This window comes from Collinsella sp. (assembly GCF_052346665.1).
In the GTDB taxonomy this organism is placed as follows: Bacteria; Actinomycetota; Coriobacteriia; order Coriobacteriales; family Coriobacteriaceae; genus Collinsella.
Map to the genome: position 1 here is coordinate 14,309 of NZ_DAWDUX010000018.1, position 26,648 is coordinate 40,956.

Consider the following 26,648-nt stretch of genomic DNA (forward strand, 5'->3'; position numbering starts at 1 on the left):
GTCCTGCCCTTCTGTGGACGGGTTGGGCCGCTGGCGGCGGTCGGTTCGGGCGCGTCCGAAAGGTGCGTCCGAACCGCCTTGAACCAGACGGATTGCTAACCCTTCAATAATACGCCACGCCCCCCATTTGGCGCTGCGGACCATCAGGCAATTTGCCCATGGGGCCAAAACGACACAACGACCTCTCCCGCCCGCCCCCGTCTGCGACTTCAGCCATTCATAACCAGTCTTACGGCAATGTCACCCGGTCGTAAGCCTTTCTTAACCATTGCGCGGGCACAATGGGCGATGCCGCATAAGGGAAACCCAAGCCACTCTTGCCAAAAGGGCGACGGGGGGGGGTAGGCTCTAGCGGTCTGTCGAAAACGCGAACGAACGCGGACGGGGAAGTGATATGGCATGAAGTATTTGGAGATGATCGAGGCGGTTGCCCGTGAGCGGCACCATGCTCCGGCGGTGCGCGTGTCGACGGGCGCTGAGTTCGATTACGGCGAGGTGTGGGCGGCGTCCGACGCGCTCGCGGCATATATATCGGCTCATGTCGAACGGGGCGTCCCGGTCATGGTGTACGGGAATAAGGACCCCTTCATGGTGGTGGGATTCCTCGCCTGCATGAAGGCCGGGTGTCCGTATGTTCCCGTCGACTGCACCTCGGTTCCCGCCAAACGCGTCGCGTCCATCGCAAGGCAAATCACGCACGAAGGGTCGTGTCCGCTGGTTTTGGCTACCGAGGATATTCCGCGTGTCGAGGAGATGCCGCCGCTCACGGTGTTGTCCCAAGACGAGTTCTGTCGCATCGCCGCGACGGGTGGCGAAAGCGATCGCGGGCGTTGGATTGCAGGCGAAGACATCGCCTACATTCTGTTTACCTCGGGGTCGACGGGTGCCCCCAAGGGCGTTGAGATAACCGCAGCGTGCTTTGACAACTTCTGCGCTTGGGACGTGGAGCTCGCCCGTATGGCGGACGAAGGCCGTTCCCTGGGCGCCGTTTGGCTCGATCAGGCGCCTTTCTCCTTCGACCTGTCGGTCTTTGAGATGGCCGGTGCCCTCGCGAGCGGGGGATCCCTCTACTCCCTTGCCTCCGCAACGCAAAGCTCCGCTTCATCCCAGATGAAGGCCCTTGCGGACAGCGGCGTCCAGGTGTGGGTTTCGACCCCATCGTTTGCCGAGCTGTGTCTGGCGAACGTGGAGTTTCGCGATAAGCTCCTGCCCGATCTTCGCCTGTTCATCTTTTGCGGTGAGACGCTCCCCAACATGGTAGCCGCCCATCTTCTCGAGCGCTTTCCAACTGCCCGCATCCTCAACACGTACGGACCGACGGAGTCGACGGTGGCAGTGACCTCGGTTGAAGTCACGGCAGACATGGCGTCTTCCGACGAGCCCCTGCCCGTAGGCGTCCCGCGTCCTGGCACGCGCTTGCGCATCGTGGATGCGGATGGATCCGATTGCGAGCCGGGCGTTTTCGGCGAGGTCGTAATCGAGGGGAACACCGTTGCACGTGGCTACTTTGGCCGCGATGACCTCACCGCGCGGGCATTTGGGCAGGCCGAGCTCGATGGCGAGCAGGTGCGGGCGTACCGCACGGGCGATGAGGGCATGCTCGACGAGGACGGCATGCTTCACTTCCGCGGTCGCCTGGATCTTCAGGTGAAGCTCAACGGCTTCCGCATTGAACTGGGGGAAATAGAGGAGCAGCTGCGCCGGCTCCCCGAAGTCGCCGCTGCCGCGGTGACGGCCACATATCGCGACGGGAAGGTGTCGCACCTGGTGGCGCACGTGGTGCCCGCGCGCCCGCTTGAGCAGACGCCGTTTAGGGAGGGGCTCGCGCTGAAGGAGCGTCTAAAGGCGACGCTTCCGCACTACATGATTCCCAAGAAGGTTGCATTTCGAGATTCACTGCCCATGACGGGCAATGGCAAGCTCGATCGCCGGAGCCTGCAGAGCGCGGGCTGCTAGGAGGACGCATGGGTTTTTATACCTCGCCGTCGTTCTTCATGGCATCTGCCTTCCTGGTGGTGCCCGCCGCCGTTCTCGGCCTCACGGGCAGGTCCATGAGGGCATATGGCATGACGGCGTCGTGTCTGATGATGGCACTGCTGTTTGCCGGGAATCCACAGGGTCTGGCAGCGCTTGGCGTCTTTCTCACTATCGCTTCGCTGGGTGCCTATGCGGTGCATCGCAGCTGGTGTACCGAAGGCGGTGCCAAAAGCCTTGCGGTCTATCGCGCGGCCCTGCTATCCACCATCGTCCCGCTGGTGATCTATAAGGTTGGGGCGGTGTTTGACCGGGACCTGCTGGGGTTCATCGGCATCTCCTATATCACCTTTAAGGCGGTGCAGGTTCTCATCGAGATGCGCGACGGCCTCATCGAGCGCATGGATCCGCTCGACTATCTGTATTTCCTGACCTTCTTCGCCACGTTCACCTCGGGACCGATCGATCGATCCAGGCGCTTCGTCGAGGACATCCACGCCCCTAGACCGCGCTCCGATTACGCCGACCTGCTCACGCGCGGCGTCATGATGATGTTCGCGGGCGCCGCAATGCAACTCGTCCTCGCGACGATTGCGCGGGGGTTCTACGACGCGAGTTGCGCTCCCGCCGGCACGCTCACGCTCGATGCGCTCACTATGCCCGTCGCCTGCCGTGAAGTGCTTCGGGCATATGGGTACGCGGCGTACCTCTTCTTTGATTTCGCCGGGTACTCGCTTATGGCGATGGGCTTGGGACGGTGCTTTGGCATCGCCGTTCCGGCGAATTTTCGCGCCCCGTACATCGCCGTCGATATCAAGGATTTTTGGAACCGCTGGCACATAACGCTGTCGACGTGGCTGCGCGACTTCGTGTTCATGCGGTTCGTTCGCATGGCGACCAAGCGCAAGCTCTTTTCGAGCAGGCTGCAGACGGCGTGCGCCGCCTACATGGTCGACATGGCGCTTATGGGGGCTTGGCACGGATTGACGGTGGACTACCTTGCGTACGGTATCTATCACGGTGTCCTGCTCGCGGTGACGGAGGTCTACCAAAAGCGCAGCTCATTCCATAAGCGCCATCGCAAGGAGGGTTGGTACAAGGTGGCGTCGTGGTTTGTCACCTTGCAGCTCGTGGTCTTGGGGTTCGCCCTGTTCTCAGGGCAGGTCTCGGGCCTGATTGCGGCGGCGTTAGGCTGACGATGAGCTCGTCGGCATATAGACAAGGCGCCTGCGTGGCGCATGAGAGAAAGGAATTTCCCATGGCAATGGACAAGAACGAGATCGAATCCCGGGTACTCGAGATGCTCGAAGAGATCTGCGATGACGAGGCGGTGCGCGAGGAACGCGATGTCGACCTGTTCGAGGCGGGTCTGCTCGACTCGCTCGCGGCCATCGAGGTGCTCGTTGGCATTGAGGAGAACTTCGGGATCGAAATCGCGCCCACGGCGGTTGAGCGCAAGGAGATGAACACGGTAAACAAGATCATCGAGCAGATCGCGGTGCGCCTGTGAGCGCCTCCGGAGGGCGTTTTGGGCGAACCGGGAGTGCGGTGTCACCCGTGGCGTCCGTGTCGCATGTGGTGGAGCGCGTGCGAGCATGGTGGTATGGGGGCTCGGTTTCTGCGGCGATCGCCTGGACGTGCGCGCTTGTGGCACTCGCCGCCCTGCTTGTGTGGTTTTTCATCTGCTCTCCGTACGGCGCGCCGGCTTCTCCGGTTTACGCCGAGTTTTAGCATGCGACCGATAGCGAGAGGAGGGAGCATGATATGAAGCGTCTCATTGCGGTATGCGCCGCGCTTGCGCTGATTTCGAGTGCCGGTGTTGCCTTTGTGTGCGCGGGTGGCGTGCGCGCCCTGCCGCCTTCGGACTTGAGGACGGCGTATCCCAGTTACGCGGAGGTTGCGAGCTGGGATTTCATGGCGGGCGAGTACGATGCGCTCCGAAGGGGTGGAGACGACCCGCGGCTTATTCTCGGCTCTTCCGAGCTCAATTCGGCCCCTGCGGGCCCCGCTCATCCGGGCCGTCTGTTCGCCGATGGGCGATATGGCGTCACCTCGGTTGTGGCGGGGCGGGCTGGCGTCAATGACCTGTGGCAGGCGATTGAGGTTGGCGCGTTCGCTCCCCATATGCCAAAGGGGAGCCGTCGCGTCGTCATCTTTGCGAGCATGCAGTGGTTCATGTGCTATCGGGATCCGGCGAGTACCTTTCCCGGCGTGTTTTCGCAAGGCGCCTACGATGCGTTCATGGCGAACCCCTCCATTTCGCGTGAGATGAAGGCTCGTGTTGTCGAGCGCGTGCGAACATATGGCGTTGAAGATGCCGACGGGAGCGCCTCCACGCCTTTGGGATTCGTGAACGCCGCGGATCGCGCTGCGACCTCGCTCGCCTCCGACCTGCGCCTCGCGCAGTCGTTGCGCGCGGATGGGGCGGGGGAGCCGCATGACCCCAAGGCGAGTGCGGGCAAGCAGGGCACCGCGGGAGGAAAAACCGCCGCGCTCGATTGGGGCGCGCTCATCGAGGAGGGTAAGCAGCGTGCGTCCAAGGGCTCGTCTAACAACGAGTATGGTTTTTACGATGGCTGGTACGAGAAGAAGTTCGCAGCCTGGCTCGACGGTGCCCAGCGCGCCTGGCACGTGGACGACGGCGTGTACTTCAGCCAGCAGGAATACGAGGATTTCGAGCTCATGCTCGACGTTTGCCGGCAAGTGGGCGTAGAGCCGCTCATCGTTATCCAGCCCGTCAAGGGCAAGGCGTACGACCAGACCATCTACACGCGGGAGGTGCGCGAGGCGTACTACACGACGATCCGCGCGATATGCGATCGCATGGACGTGGAGGTCGCCGATTTTTCGGGATACGAGTACGATCCGCTGTTTCTGCGCGACTATTCGCATCCGTCCGCCTATGGCAGCGCCCTATACTCCCAGGCTATCTATGACTTTTGGACGCGCTAACCACGGCGATTTGGGTATAAACAGTTGATATGCACGAGGCGTCCGTCAGGACGGACGCGAGACCAGACCGAAAGGGCCTCATGTTCGATCAGCAGACCCGCCGCATCGCTTTGCTCATCGCCTTTGGCGTGTGCCTGCACGTCGCCGTTTCCCATCTCGACGTGGTACTGGGTGCCCTGTCCGCGATCGTCGACATCTTGTTCCCCGTTCTACTTGGCCTGGGTTTCGCCTTCGTTCTGAACGTGCCCGTTTCGGGCATGGAGCGCTTGCTTGCTCGTCTTACCTCCCGGCTGCCTGAGAAGCACCGGCCTCGCCCGGGCACCGTCACCATGGCGAGCATCGTCATCGTGCTCATCCTCATCGCGGGCGTCGCCGTACTTGCGGTGACCATGCTCGTTCCGCAGCTCATCGCCTCTGCCAAGACGATCGCGCCGTTGCTTGCCGAGCGCCTTCCCGAGATCGAGCGGGCGCTCGCCGAGAACGGCTTCGACGTCGACAGGCTCGCCAAGGTGTTCCAACAGTCCAGCTCCTCCGCGGCTGCTGGCTCCGCGTCGGGGCTCGAAGGGTTGCTGAGTTTCGGCCTCGGGTCGGTTGCGACCTCGGTGTTCGCGGCGGCGCGCTCGACGGTTTCGGTTATCTCCAGCACCGTGTTCGCCTTCGTGATCGCCGTGTACGTCTTGGCGAGCAAGCGCACGCTCGGCCGTCAGGTGAATCGCGTCATGGACGCCCATCTCGATGCGGGCCACGCCGCGCGGATCCGCCACGTCGCGCATCTCGCCTCGGACACGTATTCCAAGTTTCTTTCCGGCCAATGTGTCGAGGCATGCATTCTGGGAACGCTGATATTCCTCGCGTTCTCCGTGGTTCGCTTGCCCTATGCCGGGCTCATCGGCTTCTTGACGGCCCTGTTCGCCTTTGTGCCATACGTGGGCGCGTTCGCCTCGTGCGTCATCGGCGCGTTCCTCACGCTGCTCGCCTCTCCCGAGCACGCGCTGCTCTGCGTGATCGTCTACCTGGCGGTTCAGTTCGTCGAGAACCAATTCATCTACCCGCACGTGGTAGGCTCCTCCGTGGGGCTCTCCGCCCTATGGACGCTCATTGCCGCGCTCGTGGGCGGCAACCTGTTTGGCATCGTGGGCATTGTGTTCTTCATTCCCATCGTGGCGGTGCTGTACGAATTGTTTAGGCAGTGGACGAACGCGCGTCTTACGGAGCGCGGCGCGGCGGGGGAGGCCGATGCATGATTGAGATTCGCGATATCGCCAAGACGTATACCACGGGCGATCTGGTTCAGCGTGCGCTCGACGGCGTTTCGGTGACCTTTCGTGACAACGAGTTCGTTGCGGTCTTGGGCCCTTCCGGCTCAGGCAAGACCACCTTTCTGAACATCTTGGGCGGATTCGACCACGCCGACTCCGGTGACATCGTGGTCAACGGCATCTCCACGCGTGACTACGGTGACGCCGAGTGGGACACCTATCGCAACCACCGCGTGGGCTTCATCTTCCAGAGCTATAACCTCATCCCGCACCAGACCGTGCTCGCCAACGTCGAGCTTGCTCTCACCCTGGCGGGCATCGCGCCGGCCGAACGCACGCGCCGCGCAAAGGCCGCGCTCGAGCGCGTGGGCTTGGCCAACCATATCAACAAGAAGCCTGCCCAGCTCTCGGGTGGTCAGATGCAGCGCGTCGCCATCGCGCGCGCGTTGGTGAACGACCCCGAGATCGTGCTGGCAGACGAGCCCACGGGTGCCCTCGATACCGAGACGGGCATCCAGGTCATGGACCTGCTCGCCGAGGTCGCGCGCGAGCGGCTCGTGATCATGGTCACGCACAATCCGCAGCTCGCCGAAGACTACGCCACGCGTATCGTGCGCATCCAGGACGGTCGCATCGTGGACGACACGCGTCCGGTGGGCGAGAAGGAGCTTGCCGAGGGACTGGCGGAGGGGTCGCGCCGCGAGGCTTCCGCCGACACCAAGAAGCGCTCGTCCATGAGCCTACTTACGGCACTGTCGCTCTCCTTCAACAACCTCATGACCAAGAAGGGCCGCACCATCATGACGGCCTTCGCGGGCTCGATCGGCATCATCGGCATCGCGGCGATTCTCGCGCTCTCCAACGGCGTGAACGGCTACATCGCCAAGGTCGAGCAGGACACATTGTCGAGCTACCCGCTCACCATTGCCCGCCAGAGCTACGACCTCACGAGCATGATGACGGGCGACGCGGGCACTTCTTCGGGCGAAGATGCGAACGGCGCGGCGGGGGAGGGCACGGCAAGCGGCGACGCGGCGTCCGCCTCGCGCGACAGCACACAGCCCGAACCTGGTGACAAGATCCCCGTGTTCACCATGCTCTCCGACATGTTCGCCAGCGTGAAGTCGAACGACATGGCGAGCTTCAAGGCCTTCCTCGATAAGGACGCCGATGAGCTCGAAGGCGAGGTGTCCGCCATCCAATACGATTACGGCATCACGCCGCTCGTGTACCGCGCGGACGAGGGTGCCGATCCGGTCCAGGTCTCGCCCAACGCCTTGTCCATGGCCATGACCGGTGGGGCGAGCTCTGCCGCCATGGCGGGCACAATGATGACGGGCGCCACCGCCTTCAACGAGATGATTGACAATCCCGAGTTGCTCGACGAGCAATACGACGTGGTGGCCGGTCGCTGGGCGACCAAGGCGGACGAGTGCGTGCTCGTGCTTTCGGGCAAGGGCAAGATCTCCGACTACACGCTCTACAGCCTCGGCGTGCTCGACCCCTCCGAGCTCGATCGCATGGTGGACGGTACCATGAGCGGTTCGGGTGAGATCGATGTGCCCGAGGTCGACGTGGACTTCACCTACGAGGATGCCCTGGGGACGAGCTTCAAGGTGCTGGCCGCTTCCGATTTCTACCGCAAGAACGCCGAGACGGGCGGCTGGACGGATATGTCCGATGATGCTTCGTTCGTGGAGCAGCAGGTGACGAATGGCCTGGATCTTAAGGTCGTGGGCGTGGTGCAGCCGAGCCCCACCGCCAAGTCCGCAGCGCTCTCGCAGGGCATCGCCTACACGCACGGGCTTACAAGCAAGCTCATGGAGCGCGCCGCGAACTCCGAGATCGTCAAGCAGCAGCTTGCGGACCCCGAGGTCGATGTATTCACCGGCAAGCCCTTCGCCACCCTGCAGGAGGAGGCGAAGCAGGGCGTGGACCTCGCAAGCTTGTTCACCGTGGACGAGGCGGGCCTCAAGTCGGCGTTCAAGATCGACGAGAAGGCGTTGGGCGCCGGGCTCGACCTGTCCGGATTCGACTTCGCAGGGCTGAACTTGGGCGGCGTTGATATCGACCTTTCCGGGGCGCTCGACTCGCTCGATCTCGACGCGATCTTGGCCAACCCGCCGCAGCCCGATCTATCCGAGATTTGGGGTGACCTGAGTGACGGCGACCTGCTCACACGCGAGCAGCTTGAGGCGTCAATGCAAGCGGCATATGCGTACACGAGAGGTTTCGTGGCGTGGCTCGCCAACAGCGGCGAGGACCTCAAACCCGATGACCCTGACTTCGCCGTCAAGCTGCTCGAGGCGTTTGCCTCGTACAACAACACGGATGAGGCCCAAGCGCAGCTCGCGATCATCGCGAAAAACGCGGGTGAGCCGGTGGCGGAGCGCCTGCAGGAGGCGATGCGGTCCTATGTCGAAAACCAGCTTGCCCCGTATATGACCGAGGCGTTCTCCCAGGTGCTTGATCGGACAGGGGAGAAAATCGGCTCTGCGATCGCCTCCCAGCTCCAGACGAGGCTCGGCCAGGCGATGGCATCGGCGGCCCCGCAGCTCGCGCAGCGCCTTGCGGCAAGCATGCAGAGCGCGTTCTCAGTCGACGGCACCGCGTTCGCGAATGCGATCCATCTCAACATGGATGCCGAGGACCTCTCGTCGCTCATGACCAGCTACGCGAACGCCGGCAAGCTCACGTATAGCAACAATCTCTCCACGCTGGGATACGCCGATCCGTCCGACCCGCAGTCGGTGAGTATCTACCCCGTCGACTTTGAGGCCAAGGAGGTTGTGCTTTCCGCGATTGATCGCTACAACGAGGATATGCGCGCGGCGGGCGACGACGACAAGGTGATCGTCTACACCGACTACATGGGTGTGCTCATGGGCAGCGTCACGAGCATCGTCAACATGATCTCGCTTGTGCTCATCGCCTTCGTGAGCATTTCGCTCGTGGTGAGCTCCATCATGATCGGCATCATCACGTATATCAGCGTGCTGGAGCGCAAGAAGGAAATCGGCATTCTGCGCGCGATGGGCGCGTCCAAGCGCAACATCGCCAATGTCTTCAACGCCGAAACCTTTATCGAAGGTCTCATTGCCGGTGTGCTGGCGATTGCCGTAGTGGTTTTGGTGTCGTTCCCCGTGAACGCGTGGGCGCTTGCCGAACACCAGATCGAAAACGTCATGCAGTTGCCGGTGGCGTCCGCGCTCGGCCTCATCCTCATCAGCGTGTTGCTCACCGTGGCGGCGGGCCTCATCCCGAGCCGCAACGCGGCCCGCCGCGACCCGGTGGAGGCGCTGAGGAGCGAGTAAAACCTCAATTTGGGGACAGGCACTTTTTTGAGGTCGAGAAAGCGCGGGGGACTGAGTTAACCAACGGTTAGGTTTCCTGCCTCAAACATGAAGACGTCTCAATTGTGCGAACGATCGCCAGCTGGTGAAATAGTCAGTGAGCAGCTGCGACGCATACACTTTGCACGAAGGGACGAACCATGCATATTTCCGAGGTCATCCGTAACCGCCGACGCGGGCTGGGCTTGACGCAGGAGCAGGTGGCTCAGCGCCTGGGGGTTTCTGCGCCGGCAGTCAACAAGTGGGAGCGCGGCATGAGCTACCCGGATATAACGCTGGTCCCCGCTCTCGCACGCCTGCTCGAGACAGACGCCAATACCCTCCTGTCGTTCGAACCCGAGTTGAGCCAAGAGGCGAACCTCGAAATTCAACGCGAGGTTGACCGGCTGGTCCGAGAGGATGGGTACGAGGCGGGTTTCGCATACGCGCAGGAGCGGATGCGCCTGTATCCGGCAAGCGATGAGCTCGCCATCGTGCTCACGCAGTACCTGGACGGCGCGCTCACACTCTTTCAGGTTGAGGAGCCAGATAGGTATCGTCCCACGCTAGACAAAGCTTACGAACGGCTGTCCCAAAGCACGCTGCCCGAAGCCCGAGAGCAGGCGTGCGGCATGCTTATCGCCCGCGCTATGCAGGAAGAGCGCTATGAGGATGCGCAACGCCTGCTCGACACCATTCATCAGCCGCAGATTGACAAGGAGGAGCGCCAGGCGATTCTTCTTATGCGCCAAGGCCATGATGAGGAGGCGGCGCGTGCGTGGGAGGCGCGCCTGATTAGAATGTCGGCCGACCTTATGGGGACGGTCAATAGCATTATCGAGATTGCCTTGCGCGAGGACCGCGTGGACGATGCACTCGCATGCGCCCACCGCGCGCAAACGCTATTTGAGGTACTCAACCAGCCTGGATGGATGGGACTCGTGCCCAGCTTGACCGTTGCGGTTGCAACAAAGGATACGAATGAGACGTTTGATTTGCTTGAGCAGATTATGTCGTCTCTGCATGGTGCCGACGCCGGCGCTCTTAAGAGTCCTTTGTATCGTTTCACCAACTTTAATGACTTGACGCAGCTAACCTCGCAAATGGGCACCGTGATGCTGGCCGGTGTTCAAGCGGATGAGGAGTACGCGTTTTTACGCGAGGCTCCCGGCTATGAGGCCTTTCTTAACAAGTGGAATTCACGGTAAGTTTCGACTACGCGGCTGCCCGCCCGGGGCGGGCCGCGTTTTCCGTACAACCCCCCCCAAACGGCGCCCCCAGGGGGCACCCCGACTTGCGCAGGACCTGACCGAGCGAAAACCTCGGCCGCCCCCGTCCGGGGCGTCGCGGGGCGATATGGGGCGACGGCAACAGCCGGCCGCACTCTCGCCAACCGCCCTCACCTGCAAAAACATTGCGAAGACAATATGGAGACGCCCGTGGGCGTGTATACTAATCAAGCTGTGTCCACTAGGAAGATTCTGCCTAGGCCATCTACCTGCGCATTTGGGTTGCCGCGCACGAAAGGTCGAGACGAATGCAAGGAGTGGCGCGCAAATCCGTATGTGGTCCTCTAGGGGCACGCGCAAGGGGCGCGTGCAATGTCCCAAGACCACCGAGAGTTGGAGATCGAATGATCAACATGATTCTCGGCCGCAAGATCGGCATGACCCAGGTTTGGGACGAGGACGATAACGTCGTCCCCGTCACGGTCATCCAGGCTGGCCCCTGCACCGTCTCGCAGGTTAAAACTGAGGCGACCGACGGCTACAACGCCGTCCAGATCGGCTTCGGCGACATCAAGTCCAAGCACGTGAATAAGCCCATGGCTGGTCACTTTGCTAAGGCTGGCGTCGAGCCCGTCCGTTACCTTCGTGAGGTCCGCGTCGAGAATGGCGAGGAGCACAAGGTCGGCGACGTCGTCACCGTCGCCGATTTCGAGAACGTCGCCAAGGTCGACGTCATCGGCACCTCCAAGGGTAAGGGCTTCCAGGGTCGCATCAAGCGCTGGAATCAGCACCGCGGCCCCATGACCCACGGTTCCCACATTCAGCGTCACCCCGGCTCCATCGGCCAGTGCGCCTACCCGGCCCGCGTCCTCAAGGGCGTCAAGATGGCCGGTCACATGGGCAACGCCCGCGTGACTGTGAAGAACCTCTCCGTTGTCCGCATTGATGCTGAGCAGAACCTCATGCTTGTCAAGGGCGCTGTGCCCGGTGGCAAGAACGGTCTGGTCGCCATCCGCATGGCGTAAAGGAGGACCGTCGCTATGTCTAAGTTTGAAGTGAAGAACGTCGAGGGCAAGCAGGTCGCCGAGGCCGAGCTCGCCGACGCCGTGTACGGCATCGAGCCGAACGTGCACGTCATGCACCACATCGTCACGTGCCAGCAGGCCTGCTGGCGTCAGGGCACCCAGTCCACCAAGGGCCGTTCCGAGGTCTCCGGTGGCGGCAAGAAGCCGTGGCGTCAGAAGGGCACCGGCCGTGCCCGTCAGGGTTCCATCCGCGCCGCCCAGTGGCGTGGTGGCGGTGTGATCTTTGGGCCCAAGCCCCGCACCTATGTGAAGCGCATGAACAACAAAGAGGTCAAGCTCGCCATGCGTTCCGCCCTGTCCGCCAAGCTCCGCGACAACGAGCTCGTGCTCGTGGACGACTACGGTTTCGAGAAGCCGTCCACCAAGGCCGCTGTCGCCATGCTCAAGGCTCTGGGTCTCGAGGGCAAGCGTCTGACCATCATCGTTCGCGAGGATGACATCAACGCCTATCTCTCCTTCCGCAACATCCCCAAGACGTGGATCATCACGCCCGCCGAGGCCAACACCTATGACCTCATCAACAACGGTGCGCTGATCATGCCCGCCGACGTCGCCGCTCACTTCGGGGAGGTGCTCGCCTAAATGACCGCTCACGAGATCATCATCCGCCCGATCGTGTCCGAGCGTTCCTACTCCGCCATGGAGGAGAACAAGTACACGTTCGAGGTCGCCAAGAACGCCAACAAGTTCCAGATCAAGGACGCTATCGAGGAGCTCTTCGGCGTGAAGGTTGTTCGCGTCAACACCCTGAACGTCAAGCCCAAGACCAAGCGCGTTCGCTACGTCGCTGGCAAGACCCGTTCTTGGAAGAAGGCCGTCGTCACGGTGGCCGAGGGTCAGACCATCGAGGTCTTTGGCGCCCAGGCGTAATTCACGCCTACGTTAGTTCTTGACGCTTGCCTCTCGTGTAGGGGAGGCAAGCTCAAGTGCTCCGTGCGTAAAAATAGGAAACGCCCGGAGCCGTGGTAATCCGGTGTCACTGCATCCGCATCCCAGCTTGCAGTGGCCAACGGACCGATATGAAAGGGATAAGGAATGGCTGTAAAGCACCTTAAGCCGACCAGCGCCGGCCGTCGCTGGCAGACGATCGCGGACTTCTCCGAGATCACCTGCACCACGCCCGAGAAGTCTCTTCTCGAGCCGTTGCCGGTCAAGGCTGGTCGTAACAACGCCGGTCGCATCACCATGCGTCACCAGGGCGGCCGCGTTAAGCGTCAGTACCGCGTTATCGATTTCAAGCGCAATAAGGATGGCGTGCCGGCCAAGGTCGCTACCATCGAGTACGACCCGAACCGTTCCGCTCGCATCGCCCTGCTTCACTACGTGGACGGCGAGAAGCGCTACATCCTGGCCCCCAAGGGCCTCAAGGTCGGCGACACCGTCGTTTCCGGTGCCGGCGCCGACATTAAGCCGGGCAATGCCATGCCGCTGTCCGAGATTCCCGTGGGTACCCTCATCCACGCAATCGAGTTCCAGCCTGGCAAGGGTGCCGCTATCGCCCGTTCCGCTGGTACCGCTTGCCAGCTCATGGGCAAGGAGGGCAAGTACGCGATCATCCGCATGCCTTCCTCCGAGATGCGCCGTGTCCTCGTGACCTGCCGTGCCTCCATCGGTGAGGTCGGCAATGCCGAGCACTCCAACATCGTGATCGGCAAGGCCGGTCGCCATCGTAAGATGGGCGTCCGTCCGACCGTCCGTGGTACCGTCATGAACCCGGTCGATCACCCGCACGGCGGTGGCGAGGGTCGTTCGCACACCTCCGGTCGTCCGTCCGTCTCTCCGTGGGGCACTCCCTCCAAGGGCTACCGCACCCGCAACAAGAAGAAGACGTCCAACGACCTCATCATCCGTCGTCGCAAGAAGTAATCGATACTCGTTAGGAGAAAGCACTTATGAGCAGAAGTCTCAAAAAGGGCCCGTTCGTAGAGGCGCGCCTCCTCTCGCGTATCATCGCGATGAACGAGGCTGGCAAGAAGGACGTCGTGAAGACCTGGTCCCGCGCGTCCACCATCTTCCCCGAGATGGTCGGCCACACCATCGCCGTCCACGACGGTCGCAAGCATGTTCCCGTGTACGTCACCGAGTCCATGGTCGGTCACAAGCTGGGCGAGTTCGCGCCCACTCGTACGTTCCGTGGCCACAAGGCCAAATAGGGGGTTTAGGTAAATGGCTACTACTTCCACCGAGACCCGCGAGGTCCGCGCTACGGCCAAGTACGTGCGCGTTTCCCCCGGCAAGGCTCGTCTCGTGATCGACCTGATCCGCGGCAAGAACGTCGCTCAGGCCTTCGATATCCTTCACTTCTGCACGCGCTCCGTCGCTGTTGACGTGGAGAAGGTCCTGCGCTCCGCCGTTGCCAACGCCGAGCACAACAACCAGATGCGCGCTGACGACCTGTTCGTCAAGGCCGCGTATGTCGACGAGGGCCCCACGCTTAAGCGCATCCGTCCTCGCGCCAAGGGCTCCGCTTCCCGCATCCTCAAGCGCACGAGCCACATCACTGTCGTCGTCGCTCCTCGAAAGGAGGCTTAAAGCGTCATGGGTCAGAAAGTCTATCCTACCGGCTTCCGTCTTGGCATCACCGAGAACTGGCGCTCCCGCTGGTTCGCTGAGAAGGATTACGCCAAGACTCTCGGCAACGATATCGAGATCCGTCGTTTCCTCGAGAAGCGCCTCGCCCGTGCCGCCGTCTCCCGCGTTGAGATCGAGCGTGCCGGCGACAAGGTGAAGGTCATCATCCTCACCGCCCGTCCTGGTGTCGTCATCGGCAAGAAGGGCTCCGAGATCGACGGTCTCCGCACCGAGCTCGAGCGTGTCGCCGGCGTTACCAAGGGCAACCTCTCCGTCGACGTCATCGAGGTCAAGCGTCCCGAGCTCGACGCCGTTCTGGTTGCTCAGTCCATCGCCGAGCAGCTCGAGGGCCGTGTGGCCTTCCGCCGCGCCATGCGCAAGGCCGTCCAGTCCGCTCGCAAGGCCGGCGCCAAGGGTATTCGTATCCAGTGCTCCGGTCGTCTCGGCGGCGCCGAGATGGGCCGTCGCGAGTGGTACCGCGAGGGTCGCGTGCCGCTGCACACCCTCCGCGCCAAGATCGACTACGGCACCGCCACCGCTCACACCACCATGGGCTCCTGCGGCGTCAAGGTCTGGATCTACCAGGGCGAGAAGCTCCCGGGCCAGCCTGTTCCGAACATGGCTCTCGAGGGTACCTCCCGTCCGCGTCGTCGCAACAACGATAGGAGGAATCAGTAATGCTCGCTCCTAAGCGTATTCTTCACCGCAAGGTGCAGCGTGGCTCCATGAAGGGCCAGGCCAAGGGCAACACCGAGCTCCATTTCGGTGAGTACGGCATCGTCGCCCTCGATCGCCACTGGATCACCAACCGTCAGATCGAGGCCGCTCGTATCGCCATGACCCGCTACATGAAGCGTGGCGGCAAGGTTTACATCACCATCTTCCCGGATAAGCCCATCACGAAGAAGCCTGCGGAGACTCGCATGGGTTCTGGTAAGGGTAACCCCGAGGAGTGGGTGGCCGTTGTCAAGCCGGGCCGCGTTATGTTCGAGATCGCCGGCGTGTCCGAGGAGATCGCTCGCGAGGCCCTGCGTCTTGCCCAGCACAAGCTGCCGATCAAGACCAAGATCATTACCCGCGCTAAGAACGGGGAGGACAAGTAATGAAGCCCGCAGAGATTCGTGAGCTTTCCGACGAGGCCCTGGCTGAGAAGCTGAAGGATTGCCGCGCCGAGCTCTTCAACCTTCGTTTCCAGATGGCCACCAGCCAGCTGGACAACACCGCTCGCGTGAACACCGTGAAGAAGGACATCGCTCGTGTCCTCACGGAGCAGCGTGCCCGTCAGATTGCAGCGGAGAAGTCCGCTGCCACCAAGTAGCGCAAGGAGAGATAATGGCTGAAGCAACTGAGCGCAACGCGCGCAAGGTCCGCCAGGGTATCGTTTCCTCCATCATGGGCAACAAGAGCATTGTTGTGACCACCACGGAGCGCAAGCGTCATCCCAAGTACGGCAAGATGATGACCAGCACCAAGAAATTCCACGTTCACGACGAGGAGAACACGGCCGGCGTTGGCGACACCGTTCGCATCATGGAGACCCGTCCGCTGTCCGCCACCAAGCGTTGGCGTCTTGTCGAGATCATCGAGCGCGCCAAGTAAGCTTGTTGAAGTAAACCCTCCGGTGACGTGCGCCCGTCCGAGAGCCATTTAGGTTCTCGATCAGGGCGGTCGCACCTCTCGCCGGCTTAGGTTCGGAAAGGTTCCAACCATGATTCAGATGCAAACCATGCTGAACGTTGCCGACAACTCTGGTGCGCGCAAGGTTCGTTGCATTAAGGTGCTGGGCGGCTCTAAGCGCCGTTACGCCGGCATCGGTGACGTCGTCATGGCCGCCGTGCAGGAGGCCACGCCCGGTGCGAACGTCAAGAAGAAGGATGTCGTGCGCTGCGTTGTCGTGCGCACCGTCAAGGAGGTCCGTCGCAAGGACGGGTCCTACATCCGCTTCGATGACAACGCTGCCGTCGTCATCAACAAGGATGGTTCGCCTGTCGGCACCCGTATCTTCGGGCCCGTCGCTCGCGAGCTTCGTGACAAGAAGTACATGAAGATCGTCTCGCTCGCACCCGAGACCCTCTAACGTAAGGGAGAGACCACTATGTCTATGTCCATCAAGAAGGGCGACAAGGTCGAGGTGCTCTCCGGTAAGGATCGCGGCAAGCAGGGCGTCGTCCTGCGCGCGCTGCCTTCCGAGGGCAAGGTTATCGTCGAGGGCGTCGCTGTCGCCAAGAAGGCCGTCAAGCCCAACGGTGCTGGCCAGCAGGGCGGCATCGTCGACAAGGAGATGCCGATCGACGTTTCCAACGTCCAGCTCATCTGCCCCGAGTGTGGCAAGCGCACCCGTGTTGGCCACGAGGCCGGCGAGCTCGACGGTCACAAGACCAAGCTCCGCATTTGCAAGAAGTGCGGTCACAAGTTCTAAGGATTAACTCCTAGAACTCCCACCGGAAGACCCCTCCGAGGCCCTCCCGGCGGTTTCACGCAAACGTCCTCGGAGTCGCGCTTCGCGCGGCTCCTACGGAATGTTTGCTTAGAAACCGCCGTCCGGGTCTCGGAGGGGTCTTCCTGCGTTTACGGGGTTACGCGTCCCTGGCGCGAATGGGGCAATCGGAGCCAGGTGCCATTTGCTGCAATAGTAATTGGCTCGGCCAAAAACGCGCAGAAGTACGCAGAAACACGCAATACTGTGCTATGATACGCCAGAGAAGATGCGCAATGGGTGCATCTGCACGTGGCGAGAGGATTGCTATGGCTATCGAGCGCGACATGACATCGGCGGCACCAAAGGACGCGGCGGCGGCTGCAAAAGCCGCCTTTGAGGCGGTGGCGGGCAAGCCGTTCCCGAACGACATCTTCACCGCACCTCACCTGAACTGGGCGATCATCGGCTGCGGTGTGATCGCCAACCAGTTCGCCCAGTCCTTGGCGCTCGCCGGGCGCACCGTGTACGGTGTCGCCAATCGCACGCACTCCAAAGCCGAGGCGTTTGCCCGTGAGTATGGCGTCGAGCGCGTCTACGATAGCTTCGAAGATCTGTATGAGGACCCGGACGTCGATTGCGTGTATATCACCACGCCGCACAACACGCATATCACCTATCTTCGTGCCGCGTTGGCTGCCGGGAAGCATGTTCTATGCGAGAAGGCCATCACACTGAACTCGGTCGAGCTCGAAGAGGCGCGTACCATTGCAGATGAGCATGGCGTCGTCCTCATGGACGCGACGACGGTTCTCCATATGCCGCTGTACGTCGAGCTTATGCGCCGCGCGGAGTCGGGTGAATTCGGCCGCTTGCGCCTGGCACAGGTGAATTTCGGAAGCTTCCACGATTACGAGGATGTGTCAAACCGCTTCTGGAACCGCAATCTCGCGGGTGGTGCCATGCTCGACATCGGCGTGTACGCACTCTCCGTCGCCCGTTTGTTCATGGAGAGCCAACCGAACGAGGTCGTATCACTCGCCAATCTGTTCGAGACGGGAGTGGACGAGGAGAGCGGATTCGTGACGCGCAATGCACAGGGCCAGCTCGGTGTGTTCTCCTTAAGTATGCACGCCAAGCAGCCTAAGCGCGCGACCCTGTGTTTCGACGACTGCTATATCGAGGTCATGGCGTATCCACGCGCCGATCGCGCCGTGATCACCTGGACGGCGGACGGGCATCGCGAGGAAGTCAAGGCGGGCGTTGAGGCCTACGCGCTTTGCTACGAGGCGGCCGACCTTGAGAGCGCCGTCGCTGGAGACGCCTCCAAGCTCAAGCTCATCGATGTCGCCTCCGATGTCATGAAGACCATGACGCGGCTGAGGGCGGATTGGGGCGTCGTGTACCCCGAGGAGGAGTAGGCGCATATGCTTGCCGACGATCGACTCAACGCCATTGTGCGGATGGTAACCGAAGCGGGGTCCATGAGCGTTGCGGACCTCGCCGAGGCCCTGGATGTGACGGCATCGACCATTCGTCGAGATTTGCAGACCCTCGATCGGGTGCATCGTTTGGCGAAGGTTCACGGCGGAGCGACGAGTCTCGAGCGGGCGCATATCGCGCGTGACCTCACCATACCCGAGCGAAGTGAACTGCATGTCGATGACAAACGGGCCATCGTGCGAGCGGCTGCGTGCCTGATCGAGCCGGGTTCGTTCGTCTACATCGATTCGGGGTCGACGACGCTGCAACTCGTATCATGCGTCCCCGCCGATGCCGACGTCGCTTACGTCACGAATTCGGTAGGACATGCCCGCCGCTTGATGGAGCGGGGATGCCGCGTGATGGTGACGGGCGGCGAGCTCAAGCCGGAGACCGAGGCGCTCGTGGGGCCCGATGCGACCGCGATGCTGGCGCGTTATCGGTTCGCATGCGGCTTTTGGGGTGCCAACGGCATAAGCAAAAAGCACGGCATGACCTCGCCCGATCCATTGGAGGCCGAGGTCAAGCGTGTGGCGATGGGACAGGCCTCGAGACGCTACGTGCTTGCCGATGCGAGTAAGTTCGGCATGGAGGCAGCGGTGAGCTTCGCCACGCTCGACGATGCGGAGATCATCACCGCCGGCGACGTACCCGACGAGTATGCTCACCTGTCAAATCTCGTGCGCGTGTAGGGGATTCGAGGAGATAGGCTCTACTCGACGCCCTGGAAGAGGCATCCTGAGCTTGATCCGGGCATGCGCTTGTCGGGCGTGCGGCCTGCGAGCGCGGCGTCGAGCGCCCGCTTGGCGCGCGCGACGCCGCAGGCGAGCTCGTCTGCGTCCATGAGGGTGCCGTCGACCAGGAATCTCGTGACACCCGCGTGCAAAAGCGCCGGGATCTGGGGAGTGGCGTCCAAGGCGACGCCGTCGTACAGGTGGCTGCGACCGTTGAGGCCCGTGCGTACGGGGAGCAGGCGTCCGTCGATATTCTTAAGCTTGAAGTCGCGCGTGCGCAGGCGGCAGTTCGCGCAATCGTGGATGCAGGCCCCCGCTACCTGCAGGATGCAGTGTTCGCTCGTCATGACGCGCGGCGCGCCGAGGACCATGAGGCCGAGCTCCATGCTGCCGCGATGGGGTGCGATGCGCTCGATTTCGGCAAGCGTAAGTTCGGGGGAGAGCCATGCACCCGCAGCACCGCGCTCGGCCAGCGCCCGCATGCACGCCACGTTGTGGACGGGGATGCAGCTGCGGAGTTCGACGGATGTGCCGCGCTCGGCGCCGAGAGCGAATTCTGAGATGGCGGCCACGGCGACAGGGCTCCCCGGCAAAATCCAAGGGTCGAGGCGCTCGTGGTCCATCTGACGGGAGACCTCGTCGAGCACGGGGATGATGCCGCGCTCGCATCCATCGACGGGGGAGAGTCCCGCGGCGAGCAGGTCGTCGACGGACATGTACATGCGGGTCGCACCGGCAGCGCGCGCGGCGGCCGCATGGTCGGTCGAGGTGACGAGCGCGCAGATCTCCGGGCTTGTGTTCGGGGCCGGTGCGCATTTGGCGTCGTCGCGGGACGGGGCTGACGCAGAATTCGAGAGGCTTGGGTCGACGCGCTCAGGAGCGACAGCCAAGCAAGAATCAGCGGTAATCGCAATTGCCGCGAAATCGAGCGGAGCGCCGCTGCGCCGACGATCGAACGGGGTGAGGATGGCGCGCTCGAGCGCTTCGCACGCTGCCGCGCGCACTTTGTGCACGGCGGAGAAGCCCATACCGCAACCCTCATCGAGCTGAATATCGAAGGACACAGCCTCGAAGGGGGAGGAGCCCATACGGCCCACGTGCTCGATAAGGTCCTCTGCGGTGACTGCCTTGGTTCGCGCGGGCTCGACGATGAAACCCTCGGCGCGACCGATGATCGAGGGGTCGTCGGCGCAGCTCAACTCGACGGCGAAGGGCTCGCCGATGCGGGAGATGACACGGCCGTCGACCGCGCGTTTGCGAGCGACGGGCCGTTTGAGTGCCGCCTCGGCGGCATCGAGGGCGGCTTGACTACGGATGAGGCGCACGCGGGCGCCCGCGGGCATGGGGCGCGCCGTGCGGCACTCGATGACGTCGTCTGCGCACGCGTCGTCGGGCGCGAGGGCGGTGAGGAACTGGTCGAACTCGTCATCGTGGCGGAGCTCGAGCAAATCACCCTTGCCGACCGGCTCGGAAAGGCGCAGGCGGGTCCATGCGGCGCGCCGGCGCTTGTCGTCGGGCTTGAGGCCCTTTGTGTTGCCGAGCGGTTTGCTGCCGAGGACCTCGCCTACGATCTGGCCGCGGTTATTCGAGCGCTCATAGCTCATCATCTCGTCGCCCGAGCGCCCCTCTTGATACTCGGTGGTGAAGTCGCGATTGAAGCAGCGCTTGAGCTGGCGATAGCGCGCCTGCGCGGTCTCTTTCAAGATCTCGCGGCCCGCGAGGATGTCGTCGAGCTGCGCGCGGTAGGCGCTCACGATGGAGTGCACGTAGTCGGGGGCCTTCATGCGCCCCTCGAGCTTCAGCGCATGCGCCCCGGCGTCGAGCAGACGGGGCAGCATGTCGGCCGTGCAGGTGTCACGCGGGCAGAGCGCTCGCTCGCGCCCGGGCTTGGACCAGGAGCGACCCGTTTCATCAATGAGCTCGTAGGGCAGCCGACAGGGCTGCGCGCACATGCCGCGGTTAGCCGAGCGCCCTCGGGAGGTGAAGCTGGAAAGGAGGCAAACGCCCGAGTAGCAAAAGCAGATGGCGCCGTGGGAGAACACCTCGAGCTCGATGTCCACCGCGTCGTGGATCGCGGCGATCTCGTCAACAGAAAGCTCGCGGGAGAGCGTGACGCGGTCCGCACCTGCGGCCTTGCACCAGGCGGTTCCGCGGGCGTCGTGAATGTTCGCCTGCGTGGAGATGTGCGTCTCCACCTCGGGCATGAGGCGGCGGATCTCGAAGAACAGCCCCCAGTCCTGGATGATGAAGGCATCGGCGCCGAGCCTCCAACAGCGCTCGACGAGCGCCAGAGCTTGCGACATCTCCTCTTCCTTGATGACGATGTTAACCGTCACGTACACGCGCGCGCCCGCCAAGTGCGCCGCCCGACAGGCGGCCTCGAACGTCTCGTCAGTGAAGTTATCGGCCTTGCGACGCGCATTGAACGACCCCATGCCGCAGTAGATGGCGTCGGCCCCGGCCGCCAGTGCCGCGTAAAACGGCTCCGGTCCGCCCGCAGGTGCCAGCAATTCAGGTTTGGAAGAATAGGAACGCATAGGGACTCCTGGAATAAAATGAATGCTCGATAAGTATACCTATATGGATTTGTGGATTTAGCTGCATACATCAAGTTGCGGTCGCATTCCGTCTCATATAGGCGTATAGTAACGACTGTTTTGTCGGCTCCTGCCGCGATTCGTCATGCCGCGAACAGCCAGATGCGGTGTTGATGACAGCAGGAGGCACGAGGCTAACCCACGAGGCCAACCCCGTGCTTAAAACCCCAGTGAGGAGTGAAAATGGCTGAGGAGAAGTACATTCCCCGTCTCAAGACCAAGTACAACAACGAGGTCAAGCAGCTCATGCAGGACAAATTCCAGTATGAGAACGTCATGATGATCCCCAAGTTCGAGAAGATCGTCGTGAACATGGGTGTCGGCGAGGCCGCCACCGATTCCAAGGCCATCGACGGCGCCGTCCGTGACCTTCGCGTCATCACCGGTCAGCAGCCCATGGTCACCCGTGCCCGCAAGTCCATCGCTTCCTTCAAGCTGCGCGCCGGCATGCCCATTGGCGCCAAGGTCACCCTGCGCGGCGACCGCATGTGGGAGTTCTTCGATCGCCTGACCTCCATCGCGATCCCCCGTATCCGCGACTTCCGCGGCATTTCCGCCAAGTCCTTCGACGGCCGCGGTAACTTCTCCATGGGCGTTACCGAGCAGCTCATCTTCCCCGAGGTCGACTTCGACTCCGTCGACCACACCCGTGGTATGGACATCACCATCGTCACCACCGCCAAGACCGACGAAGAGGCGAAGGCCCTTCTCGACGCCTTCGGCTTCCCGTTCAAGAAATAGGTTCTTAAAGCCCCGGGGTCCACAGGCGGTGCGCGAGGAGCACGTGCCGCCTGTCCGAGGCGCATATACACGTATGTGAGGAGGAAATAAGTGGCTAAGACATCGATGATCGTCAAGTGCAATCGCAAGCAGAAGTTCTCGACCCGCGAGTACACGCGCTGCCAGCGCTGCGGCCGTCCGCATTCTGTGTACCGTAAGTTCGGCCTGTGCCGTGTCTGCTTCCGCGAGCTGGCGCTCAAGGGCGAGCTTCCCGGCATCAAGAAGGCCAGCTGGTAAGTCACTGCCAGCGCGCGCATCGACCATTGAGGTTGATTGCGCGCAAGGAAGACGTGTCCTATAGGCTTTCCCGCTACGGGTGGGGGAGTACCGAGGACATGGACTCATCAAGAACGAAGGAGAATCCACATGAATCTCACCGACCCGATCGCAGATATGCTCACGCGCATTCGCAACGGCAATGCTGCGAACAAGGCCGAGGTCTCGATGCCGAGCTCCAAGAAGCTCGTCGAGATCGCTCGAGTCATCTACGAGGAGGGCTACATCGAGGGCTACACCGTTGAGGACACCGCCCCCGCCAAGACCCTTCACATCACCCTTAAGTACGGTCCCAAGAAGGCCAAGGTCATCAACGGCATCAGGCGCTACTCCAAGCCTGGTCTGCGCAAGTACGCCGGCGTGAAGGACCTTCCCCGCGTCCGCGGCGGCCTCGGTACCGCCATTGTTTCCACCAGCCAGGGTGTCATGGCCGACCGCGATGCTCGCAAGAAGGGCATCGGCGGCGAGGTCGTCGCCCTCATCTGGTAATTCGCTTAGGCGAGTAGAAGGAAAGGAGAACACCGTGTCTCGTATCGGTAAGAAGCCTGTCCAGATTCCCGCCGGAGTCGAAGTGGCAGTTGACGGCACGCACGTGTCCGTGAAGGGCCCCAAGGGTACTCTTGAGGCTGATTTCTATGAGAAGCTCACCATCGAGGTGGCCGACGGCGTGCTGACCGTCTCCCGTCCCGACGACGAGCGTGAGACCCGCGCCCGCCACGGCCTCACCCGCGCCCTGATCCAGAACATGGTCACCGGCGTTTCCGAGGGCTACACCAAGGTCCTCGAGCTCGCTGGCGTTGGCTACCGTGTCCAGCTCAAGGGTAAGGATCTGGATCTGTCCCTGGGTTACTCCCACCCGGTGATTTACACCGCCCCCGAGGGCATCACCTTCGAGTGCCCGGACAACACCCACATTCACGTCAAGGGCATCAACAAGCAGCAGGTCGGCCAGGTTGCCGCCGAGATCCGTGGCAAGCGTCCGCCGGAGCCTTACAAGGGCAAGGGCATCCACTACCTGGGCGAGCACATCCGTCGCAAGCTCGGCAAGGCCGCTAAGTAGTAGAGCGCTTCCACGTCGTAAGACCAGCACCCCGTCAGGTGCTGGCAGGACTTCATAAGGAGTTTCACATGAACAAGCAACAGGCAAAGCGCGCCGGCCTCAAGCGTCGTCAGCGCCGTGTCCGCGGCAAGATCTTTGGCACGCCCGCCCGTCCGCGTCTTCGCGTCGTGCGCTCCAACGCCAATATCTACGCCATGATCGTTGACGATACCAAGGGTCACACCCTCGTCTCCGCCTCCACCCTCGAGGCCGAGTTCAAGGGCACCACGACCAGCAACAAGGAGGCTGCCGAGAAGGTCGGTAAGCTCGTGGGCGAGCGCGCCCTCGCTGCCGGCATCAAAGCCGTTTCCTTCGACCGCGGTGGCCGCATCTACCACGGTCGCGTCAAGGCCCTCGCCGACGGTGCCCGCGCCGCCGGTCTCGAATTCTAGGAGGTAAGAGCATGGCTCGTAACCAGCAGAAGCAGCAGCGCGAGGCCTCCGAGTTCGAGGAGCGCGTCGTTTTCATCAACCGCGTCGCCAAGACCGTCAAGGGCGGTCGTCGCATGAGCCTCGTGGCCCTCGTGGTCGTGGGCGACGGCAAGGGCAACGTTGGTCTTGGCATGGGTAAGTCCGCCGAGGTGCCGCTGGCAATCTCCAAGGCTTCCATCGACGCCAAGAAGAACATGTTCCACGTGCCCGTCACAGCTGAGGGCACCATTCCTCACGACGTCCAGGGCGAGTTCGGTGCTGCGAGCATCATCATGCGCCCCGCTGTCGAGGGTACCGGTGTTATCGCCGGTGGCGCCGTGCGTCCTCTGTTCGAGCTCGCCGGCATCAAGAACATCCTGTCCAAGTCTCTCGGTTCCGACAACGGCCTCAACATCATCAAGGCTGCTGCCGAGGGCCTCAAGCAGCTCTCCAGCCCCGAGGATGTCGCCGCCCGCCGCGGTCTCACCGTCTCCGAGATGTTCATCGGCAAGAAGGAGAACTAGGCATGGCTACCATCAAGATCAAGCAGGTTCGCAGCATTAACGGCTGCAAGGAGGATCAGCGTCGCACTGTTCGCGCCCTCGGCCTGCACCGCATCAACGACACGCGCGAGATCGCTGACAACGAGAGCGTCCGCGGCATGATCTTCAAGGTCAAGCACCTCGTTGAGATTGTAGAGGAGTAACAATGCAGCTTCATGATCTTACGCCGGCTGCCGGGTCCACCCACAGCCGTAAGCGCGTCGGTCGCGGCAATTCCGGCAAGGGCGGCACCTATGCCGGCCGTGGCCTGAACGGCCAGGGCTCCCGTTCCGGCGGCACCAAGGGCGCCGGCTTCGAGGGCGGCCAGATCCCGCTCGCGATGCGCCTCCCGAAGCTCCCCGGCTTCAAGAATCCCCGTCGCATCGAGTACACCGCGGTGAACGTCTCCACGCTCGAGGTCAAGTTCGAGGACGGTGCCGTCGTCGATGGTGCATCCCTCAAGGCCGCTGGTATCACCAAGTCCGAGTTCGAGCCCGTCAAGGTGCTCGGCAACGGCGAGGTTTCCAAGAAGCTCACGGTCAAGGTCGACAAGATCTCCGCTTCCGCGAAGGCTAAGATCGAGGCCGCTGGAGGAAAGGTCGAGCTTCCGTGCTAACTGGTTTGAAGAACACCTTCCGCATCAAGGAACTCCGCGGGAAGATTCTTTTTACCATCGCTATGCTCGTCGTGTACCGTATCGGTGCACACGTTCCGGTGCCCGGCATCCCCTTCCAGGGGATGTCGGCCCTTTTTACATCCGCCGGTGACACCTTCGCCAGCGGTGCGATGGCCCTGCTGAATCTTTTCTCGGGCGGTGCGCTTTCCTACGTGTCCGTCTTTTCGCTGGGTATCATGCCCTACATCACCAGCTCGATTGTCTTGCAGATGCTTCAGGCCGTTGTGCCCAGCCTGCACGAGTTGGCTCGTGAGGGCGAGGTCGGTCAGACCAAGATCACCCAGTACTCTCGTTACCTCACCCTGGCCCTCGCGCTCTTGAACGCCATTGGATACCTGTTCCTCTTCAAGAGCTTTGGTATTCAGTTCGCCGGCGCCGATGCTCCCGAGATCATCTTCGACATCATGATCGTGGGCACGCTCGTCGCGGGCGCCATGCTCATCATGTGGATTGGTGAGCTCATCACCCAGCGTGGGATCGGCAACGGCATGAGTCTCATCATCTTCGCCAACATCATGGCGGGGCTTCCCCAGGCGATCATCCAGTCCATGGATGGCGGCAACGTTGCCATTATCACCACGCTCGTCATCGTCGTGGTGATCCTGTGCGTCATCCCCTTCATCGTGTACCTCGAGCGCGGCCAGCGTCGTATCCCGGTGCAGTATGCCAAGCGCGTCGTGGGTCGTCGTATCATGGGCGGTCAGTCCACGTACCTGCCCATCAAGGTGAACACCGCGGGTGTCATCCCGATCATCTTCGCGAGCGCCCTGCTCTACTTCCCGGCTCAGCTCGCCGTGTTCTTCCCCAACGTGGGTTGGATGCAGGCCTTTGCCGGCGCGCTCTCGAGCGGCTGGATCAACTGGATCCTCAATGTCGTCCTCATCGTGTTCTTCGCGTACTTCTACACGTCCATGGTGTTCAACCCGGACGAGACCGCCGAGAACCTCAAGAAGCAGGGCGGCTTCATTCCTGGTGTTCGCCCCGGCAAGCAGACGGCGCATTACATCAAGAACGCCCTCAACAAGATCACGCTTCCCAGTGCGGTCTTCCTGGCCCTCATCGCCATCGTTCCCTCGATTGTGTTCTCGTTCACCAACAACGCGCTCATCCAGGCCTTCGGCGGCACTTCGGTGCTCATCATGGTCGGCGTTGTGCTCGATACCATCGACAAGGTCGAGAGCCAGCTCAAGATGTATGACTACGACGGTTTCTTCAAATAGGCCTCTAAGGAGTC

Annotated in this window: 32 protein-coding genes; 31 read left to right on the top strand and 1 reads right to left on the bottom strand. The window is 62.2% G+C overall.

Features of this window, described 5'->3' with window-relative positions:
- Positions 1–399 precede the first annotated feature (399 nt).
- From dltA to ACT8II_RS04800, 22 genes are all read left to right on the top strand, one after another.
- Complete coding sequence (gene dltA, locus ACT8II_RS04695) at positions 400–1,956, top strand: D-alanine--poly(phosphoribitol) ligase subunit DltA (RefSeq protein ID WP_443813130.1); 1,557 nt, start codon at positions 400–402, stop codon at positions 1,954–1,956.
- Positions 1,957–1,964: 8 nt separating this feature from the next.
- Positions 1,965–3,170, top strand: coding sequence for a D-alanyl-lipoteichoic acid biosynthesis protein DltB (dltB, locus tag ACT8II_RS04700; protein ID WP_317439960.1), 1,206 nt, complete (start codon positions 1,965–1,967; stop codon positions 3,168–3,170).
- A 62-nt stretch (positions 3,171–3,232) separates the two neighbouring features.
- Entirely contained in the window at positions 3,233–3,484 is a 252-nt protein-coding gene (gene dltC, locus ACT8II_RS04705) for a D-alanine--poly(phosphoribitol) ligase subunit DltC (protein ID WP_294123917.1), read from the top strand.
- 47 nt (positions 3,485–3,531) lie between these two features.
- On the top strand, positions 3,532–3,705 hold the full coding sequence (locus ACT8II_RS04710) for a hypothetical protein (protein WP_233546140.1): 174 nt from the start codon (positions 3,532–3,534) through the stop codon (positions 3,703–3,705).
- 33 nt (positions 3,706–3,738) lie between these two features.
- Complete coding sequence (dltD, locus tag ACT8II_RS04715) at positions 3,739–4,926, top strand: D-alanyl-lipoteichoic acid biosynthesis protein DltD (RefSeq protein WP_118653621.1); 1,188 nt, start codon at positions 3,739–3,741, stop codon at positions 4,924–4,926.
- Positions 4,927–5,006: 80 nt separating this feature from the next.
- A complete protein-coding gene (locus ACT8II_RS04720; protein WP_443813132.1) occupies positions 5,007–6,170 on the top strand; it encodes an AI-2E family transporter in 1,164 nt (387 codons plus the stop codon).
- Entirely contained in the window at positions 6,167–9,499 is a 3,333-nt protein-coding gene (locus tag ACT8II_RS04725) for an ABC transporter ATP-binding protein/permease (RefSeq protein WP_443813133.1), read from the top strand. Before ACT8II_RS04720 ends, ACT8II_RS04725 begins: the two co-directional genes overlap by 4 nt.
- A 179-nt stretch (positions 9,500–9,678) precedes the next feature.
- Positions 9,679–10,725: a helix-turn-helix domain-containing protein gene (locus ACT8II_RS04730; RefSeq protein WP_294123912.1), complete on the top strand. Its 1,047-nt coding sequence runs from the start codon at positions 9,679–9,681 to the stop codon at positions 10,723–10,725.
- Between the two features lie 425 nt (positions 10,726–11,150).
- Positions 11,151–11,771 (top strand): 50S ribosomal protein L3, encoded by a 621-nt coding sequence (gene rplC, locus ACT8II_RS04735; RefSeq protein WP_118653618.1) that lies wholly within the window; start codon positions 11,151–11,153, stop codon positions 11,769–11,771.
- A gap of 15 nt (positions 11,772–11,786) precedes the next feature.
- On the top strand, positions 11,787–12,413 hold the full coding sequence (gene rplD / locus ACT8II_RS04740; RefSeq protein WP_118653617.1) for a 50S ribosomal protein L4: 627 nt from the start codon (positions 11,787–11,789) through the stop codon (positions 12,411–12,413).
- Positions 12,414–12,701, top strand: a complete 288-nt coding sequence (gene rplW, locus ACT8II_RS04745; protein WP_118653616.1) for a 50S ribosomal protein L23 — start codon at positions 12,414–12,416, stop codon at positions 12,699–12,701.
- 165 nt (positions 12,702–12,866) lie between these two features.
- Positions 12,867–13,697 carry a 50S ribosomal protein L2 gene (rplB, locus tag ACT8II_RS04750; protein ID WP_118653615.1) on the top strand — a complete coding sequence of 277 codons (831 nt, stop codon included), beginning with the start codon at positions 12,867–12,869 and terminating at the stop codon, positions 13,695–13,697.
- Positions 13,698–13,723: 26 nt separating this feature from the next.
- Positions 13,724–13,984: a 30S ribosomal protein S19 gene (gene rpsS / locus ACT8II_RS04755; protein ID WP_006720289.1), complete on the top strand. Its 261-nt coding sequence runs from the start codon at positions 13,724–13,726 to the stop codon at positions 13,982–13,984.
- Between the two features lie 13 nt (positions 13,985–13,997).
- Complete coding sequence (gene rplV / locus ACT8II_RS04760; RefSeq protein WP_102338403.1) at positions 13,998–14,363, top strand: 50S ribosomal protein L22; 366 nt, start codon at positions 13,998–14,000, stop codon at positions 14,361–14,363.
- A 6-nt stretch (positions 14,364–14,369) separates the two neighbouring features.
- Positions 14,370–15,080 (top strand): 30S ribosomal protein S3, encoded by a 711-nt coding sequence (gene rpsC, locus ACT8II_RS04765; RefSeq protein ID WP_006720291.1) that lies wholly within the window; start codon positions 14,370–14,372, stop codon positions 15,078–15,080.
- Entirely contained in the window at positions 15,080–15,505 is a 426-nt protein-coding gene (gene rplP / locus ACT8II_RS04770; protein ID WP_006720292.1) for a 50S ribosomal protein L16, read from the top strand. The genes rpsC and rplP overlap by 1 nt, the downstream gene beginning before the upstream one ends.
- The gene (gene rpmC / locus ACT8II_RS04775; RefSeq protein WP_118653614.1) at positions 15,505–15,720 is read left to right on the top strand and encodes a 50S ribosomal protein L29; all 216 of its coding nucleotides are present in this window, start codon (positions 15,505–15,507) and stop codon (positions 15,718–15,720) included. The genes rplP and rpmC overlap by 1 nt, the downstream gene beginning before the upstream one ends.
- 14 nt (positions 15,721–15,734) lie before the next feature.
- On the top strand, positions 15,735–16,001 hold the full coding sequence (gene rpsQ / locus ACT8II_RS04780) for a 30S ribosomal protein S17 (protein WP_006723044.1): 267 nt from the start codon (positions 15,735–15,737) through the stop codon (positions 15,999–16,001).
- A 109-nt stretch (positions 16,002–16,110) separates the two neighbouring features.
- Positions 16,111–16,479, top strand: a complete 369-nt coding sequence (gene rplN / locus ACT8II_RS04785) for a 50S ribosomal protein L14 (RefSeq protein ID WP_294122482.1) — start codon at positions 16,111–16,113, stop codon at positions 16,477–16,479.
- An 18-nt stretch (positions 16,480–16,497) separates the two neighbouring features.
- Positions 16,498–16,821: a 50S ribosomal protein L24 gene (rplX, locus tag ACT8II_RS04790; protein WP_118653613.1), complete on the top strand. Its 324-nt coding sequence runs from the start codon at positions 16,498–16,500 to the stop codon at positions 16,819–16,821.
- A 326-nt stretch (positions 16,822–17,147) separates the two neighbouring features.
- Positions 17,148–18,239, top strand: coding sequence for a Gfo/Idh/MocA family protein (locus ACT8II_RS04795; RefSeq protein ID WP_294122484.1), 1,092 nt, complete (start codon positions 17,148–17,150; stop codon positions 18,237–18,239).
- A gap of 6 nt (positions 18,240–18,245) precedes the next feature.
- Positions 18,246–18,992, top strand: coding sequence for a DeoR/GlpR family DNA-binding transcription regulator (locus ACT8II_RS04800; protein WP_294122486.1), 747 nt, complete (start codon positions 18,246–18,248; stop codon positions 18,990–18,992).
- 20 nt (positions 18,993–19,012) lie between these two features.
- Here the strand turns inward: ACT8II_RS04800 and ACT8II_RS04805 are convergent, their stop codons facing one another.
- Positions 19,013–21,571 (bottom strand): DUF3656 domain-containing U32 family peptidase, encoded by a 2,559-nt coding sequence (locus ACT8II_RS04805; RefSeq protein ID WP_443813135.1) that lies wholly within the window; start codon positions 21,569–21,571, stop codon positions 19,013–19,015.
- 243 nt (positions 21,572–21,814) lie between these two features.
- Here ACT8II_RS04805 and rplE point away from each other — a divergent pair, with 243 nt between their 5' ends.
- The 9 genes from rplE to secY all read left to right on the top strand — a co-directional run bounded on the left by rplE (position 21,815) and on the right by secY (position 26,634).
- Complete coding sequence (rplE, locus tag ACT8II_RS04810; protein ID WP_294122490.1) at positions 21,815–22,372, top strand: 50S ribosomal protein L5; 558 nt, start codon at positions 21,815–21,817, stop codon at positions 22,370–22,372.
- A 90-nt stretch (positions 22,373–22,462) separates the two neighbouring features.
- The gene (locus ACT8II_RS04815) at positions 22,463–22,648 is read left to right on the top strand and encodes a type Z 30S ribosomal protein S14 (protein ID WP_039910329.1); all 186 of its coding nucleotides are present in this window, start codon (positions 22,463–22,465) and stop codon (positions 22,646–22,648) included.
- Positions 22,649–22,777: 129 nt separating this feature from the next.
- Complete coding sequence (gene rpsH / locus ACT8II_RS04820) at positions 22,778–23,176, top strand: 30S ribosomal protein S8 (protein ID WP_443813138.1); 399 nt, start codon at positions 22,778–22,780, stop codon at positions 23,174–23,176.
- Between the two features lie 34 nt (positions 23,177–23,210).
- Positions 23,211–23,747, top strand: a complete 537-nt coding sequence (gene rplF / locus ACT8II_RS04825; RefSeq protein WP_118653607.1) for a 50S ribosomal protein L6 — start codon at positions 23,211–23,213, stop codon at positions 23,745–23,747.
- Positions 23,748–23,815: 68 nt separating this feature from the next.
- Positions 23,816–24,178, top strand: a complete 363-nt coding sequence (gene rplR / locus ACT8II_RS04830) for a 50S ribosomal protein L18 (RefSeq protein WP_118653606.1) — start codon at positions 23,816–23,818, stop codon at positions 24,176–24,178.
- 11 nt (positions 24,179–24,189) lie between these two features.
- On the top strand, positions 24,190–24,720 hold the full coding sequence (rpsE, locus tag ACT8II_RS04835) for a 30S ribosomal protein S5 (protein ID WP_006720328.1): 531 nt from the start codon (positions 24,190–24,192) through the stop codon (positions 24,718–24,720).
- A gap of 2 nt (positions 24,721–24,722) precedes the next feature.
- Entirely contained in the window at positions 24,723–24,902 is a 180-nt protein-coding gene (gene rpmD, locus ACT8II_RS04840; protein WP_006720329.1) for a 50S ribosomal protein L30, read from the top strand.
- A 2-nt stretch (positions 24,903–24,904) separates the two neighbouring features.
- Positions 24,905–25,354 (top strand): 50S ribosomal protein L15, encoded by a 450-nt coding sequence (rplO, locus tag ACT8II_RS04845; protein ID WP_443813141.1) that lies wholly within the window; start codon positions 24,905–24,907, stop codon positions 25,352–25,354.
- Positions 25,348–26,634 (top strand): preprotein translocase subunit SecY, encoded by a 1,287-nt coding sequence (gene secY / locus ACT8II_RS04850; protein WP_294122492.1) that lies wholly within the window; start codon positions 25,348–25,350, stop codon positions 26,632–26,634. The genes rplO and secY overlap by 7 nt, the downstream gene beginning before the upstream one ends.
- Positions 26,635–26,648 lie beyond the last annotated feature (14 nt).

Coding starts and splice junctions, on each gene's coding strand:
- dltC (WP_294123917.1), top strand. CDS start 3,233: ATGGCAATGGACAAGAACGAGATCGAATCCCGGGTACTCGAGATGCTC.
- ACT8II_RS04730 (WP_294123912.1), top strand. CDS start 9,679: ATGCATATTTCCGAGGTCATCCGTAACCGCCGACGCGGGCTGGGCTTG.
- ACT8II_RS04805 (WP_443813135.1), bottom strand. CDS start 21,571: ATGCGTTCCTATTCTTCCAAACCTGAATTGCTGGCACCTGCGGGCGGA.
- dltB (WP_317439960.1), top strand. CDS start 1,965: ATGGGTTTTTATACCTCGCCGTCGTTCTTCATGGCATCTGCCTTCCTG.
- rpmC (WP_118653614.1), top strand. CDS start 15,505: ATGAAGCCCGCAGAGATTCGTGAGCTTTCCGACGAGGCCCTGGCTGAG.
- ACT8II_RS04800 (WP_294122486.1), top strand. CDS start 18,246: ATGCTTGCCGACGATCGACTCAACGCCATTGTGCGGATGGTAACCGAA.
- ACT8II_RS04725 (WP_443813133.1), top strand. CDS start 6,167: ATGATTGAGATTCGCGATATCGCCAAGACGTATACCACGGGCGATCTG.
- rplW (WP_118653616.1), top strand. CDS start 12,414: ATGACCGCTCACGAGATCATCATCCGCCCGATCGTGTCCGAGCGTTCC.
- rpsE (WP_006720328.1), top strand. CDS start 24,190: ATGGCTCGTAACCAGCAGAAGCAGCAGCGCGAGGCCTCCGAGTTCGAG.
- rpsH (WP_443813138.1), top strand. CDS start 22,778: ATGAATCTCACCGACCCGATCGCAGATATGCTCACGCGCATTCGCAAC.
- rplE (WP_294122490.1), top strand. CDS start 21,815: ATGGCTGAGGAGAAGTACATTCCCCGTCTCAAGACCAAGTACAACAAC.
- rplR (WP_118653606.1), top strand. CDS start 23,816: ATGAACAAGCAACAGGCAAAGCGCGCCGGCCTCAAGCGTCGTCAGCGC.
- rpsQ (WP_006723044.1), top strand. CDS start 15,735: ATGGCTGAAGCAACTGAGCGCAACGCGCGCAAGGTCCGCCAGGGTATC.
- rplV (WP_102338403.1), top strand. CDS start 13,998: ATGGCTACTACTTCCACCGAGACCCGCGAGGTCCGCGCTACGGCCAAG.
- rpsS (WP_006720289.1), top strand. CDS start 13,724: ATGAGCAGAAGTCTCAAAAAGGGCCCGTTCGTAGAGGCGCGCCTCCTC.
- rplC (WP_118653618.1), top strand. CDS start 11,151: ATGATCAACATGATTCTCGGCCGCAAGATCGGCATGACCCAGGTTTGG.
- rplB (WP_118653615.1), top strand. CDS start 12,867: ATGGCTGTAAAGCACCTTAAGCCGACCAGCGCCGGCCGTCGCTGGCAG.
- rplP (WP_006720292.1), top strand. CDS start 15,080: ATGCTCGCTCCTAAGCGTATTCTTCACCGCAAGGTGCAGCGTGGCTCC.
- dltA (WP_443813130.1), top strand. CDS start 400: ATGAAGTATTTGGAGATGATCGAGGCGGTTGCCCGTGAGCGGCACCAT.
- dltD (WP_118653621.1), top strand. CDS start 3,739: ATGAAGCGTCTCATTGCGGTATGCGCCGCGCTTGCGCTGATTTCGAGT.
- rplO (WP_443813141.1), top strand. CDS start 24,905: ATGCAGCTTCATGATCTTACGCCGGCTGCCGGGTCCACCCACAGCCGT.
- rpsC (WP_006720291.1), top strand. CDS start 14,370: ATGGGTCAGAAAGTCTATCCTACCGGCTTCCGTCTTGGCATCACCGAG.
- rpmD (WP_006720329.1), top strand. CDS start 24,723: ATGGCTACCATCAAGATCAAGCAGGTTCGCAGCATTAACGGCTGCAAG.
- rplD (WP_118653617.1), top strand. CDS start 11,787: ATGTCTAAGTTTGAAGTGAAGAACGTCGAGGGCAAGCAGGTCGCCGAG.
- rplX (WP_118653613.1), top strand. CDS start 16,498: ATGTCTATGTCCATCAAGAAGGGCGACAAGGTCGAGGTGCTCTCCGGT.
- ACT8II_RS04720 (WP_443813132.1), top strand. CDS start 5,007: ATGTTCGATCAGCAGACCCGCCGCATCGCTTTGCTCATCGCCTTTGGC.
- ACT8II_RS04795 (WP_294122484.1), top strand. CDS start 17,148: ATGGCTATCGAGCGCGACATGACATCGGCGGCACCAAAGGACGCGGCG.
- rplN (WP_294122482.1), top strand. CDS start 16,111: ATGATTCAGATGCAAACCATGCTGAACGTTGCCGACAACTCTGGTGCG.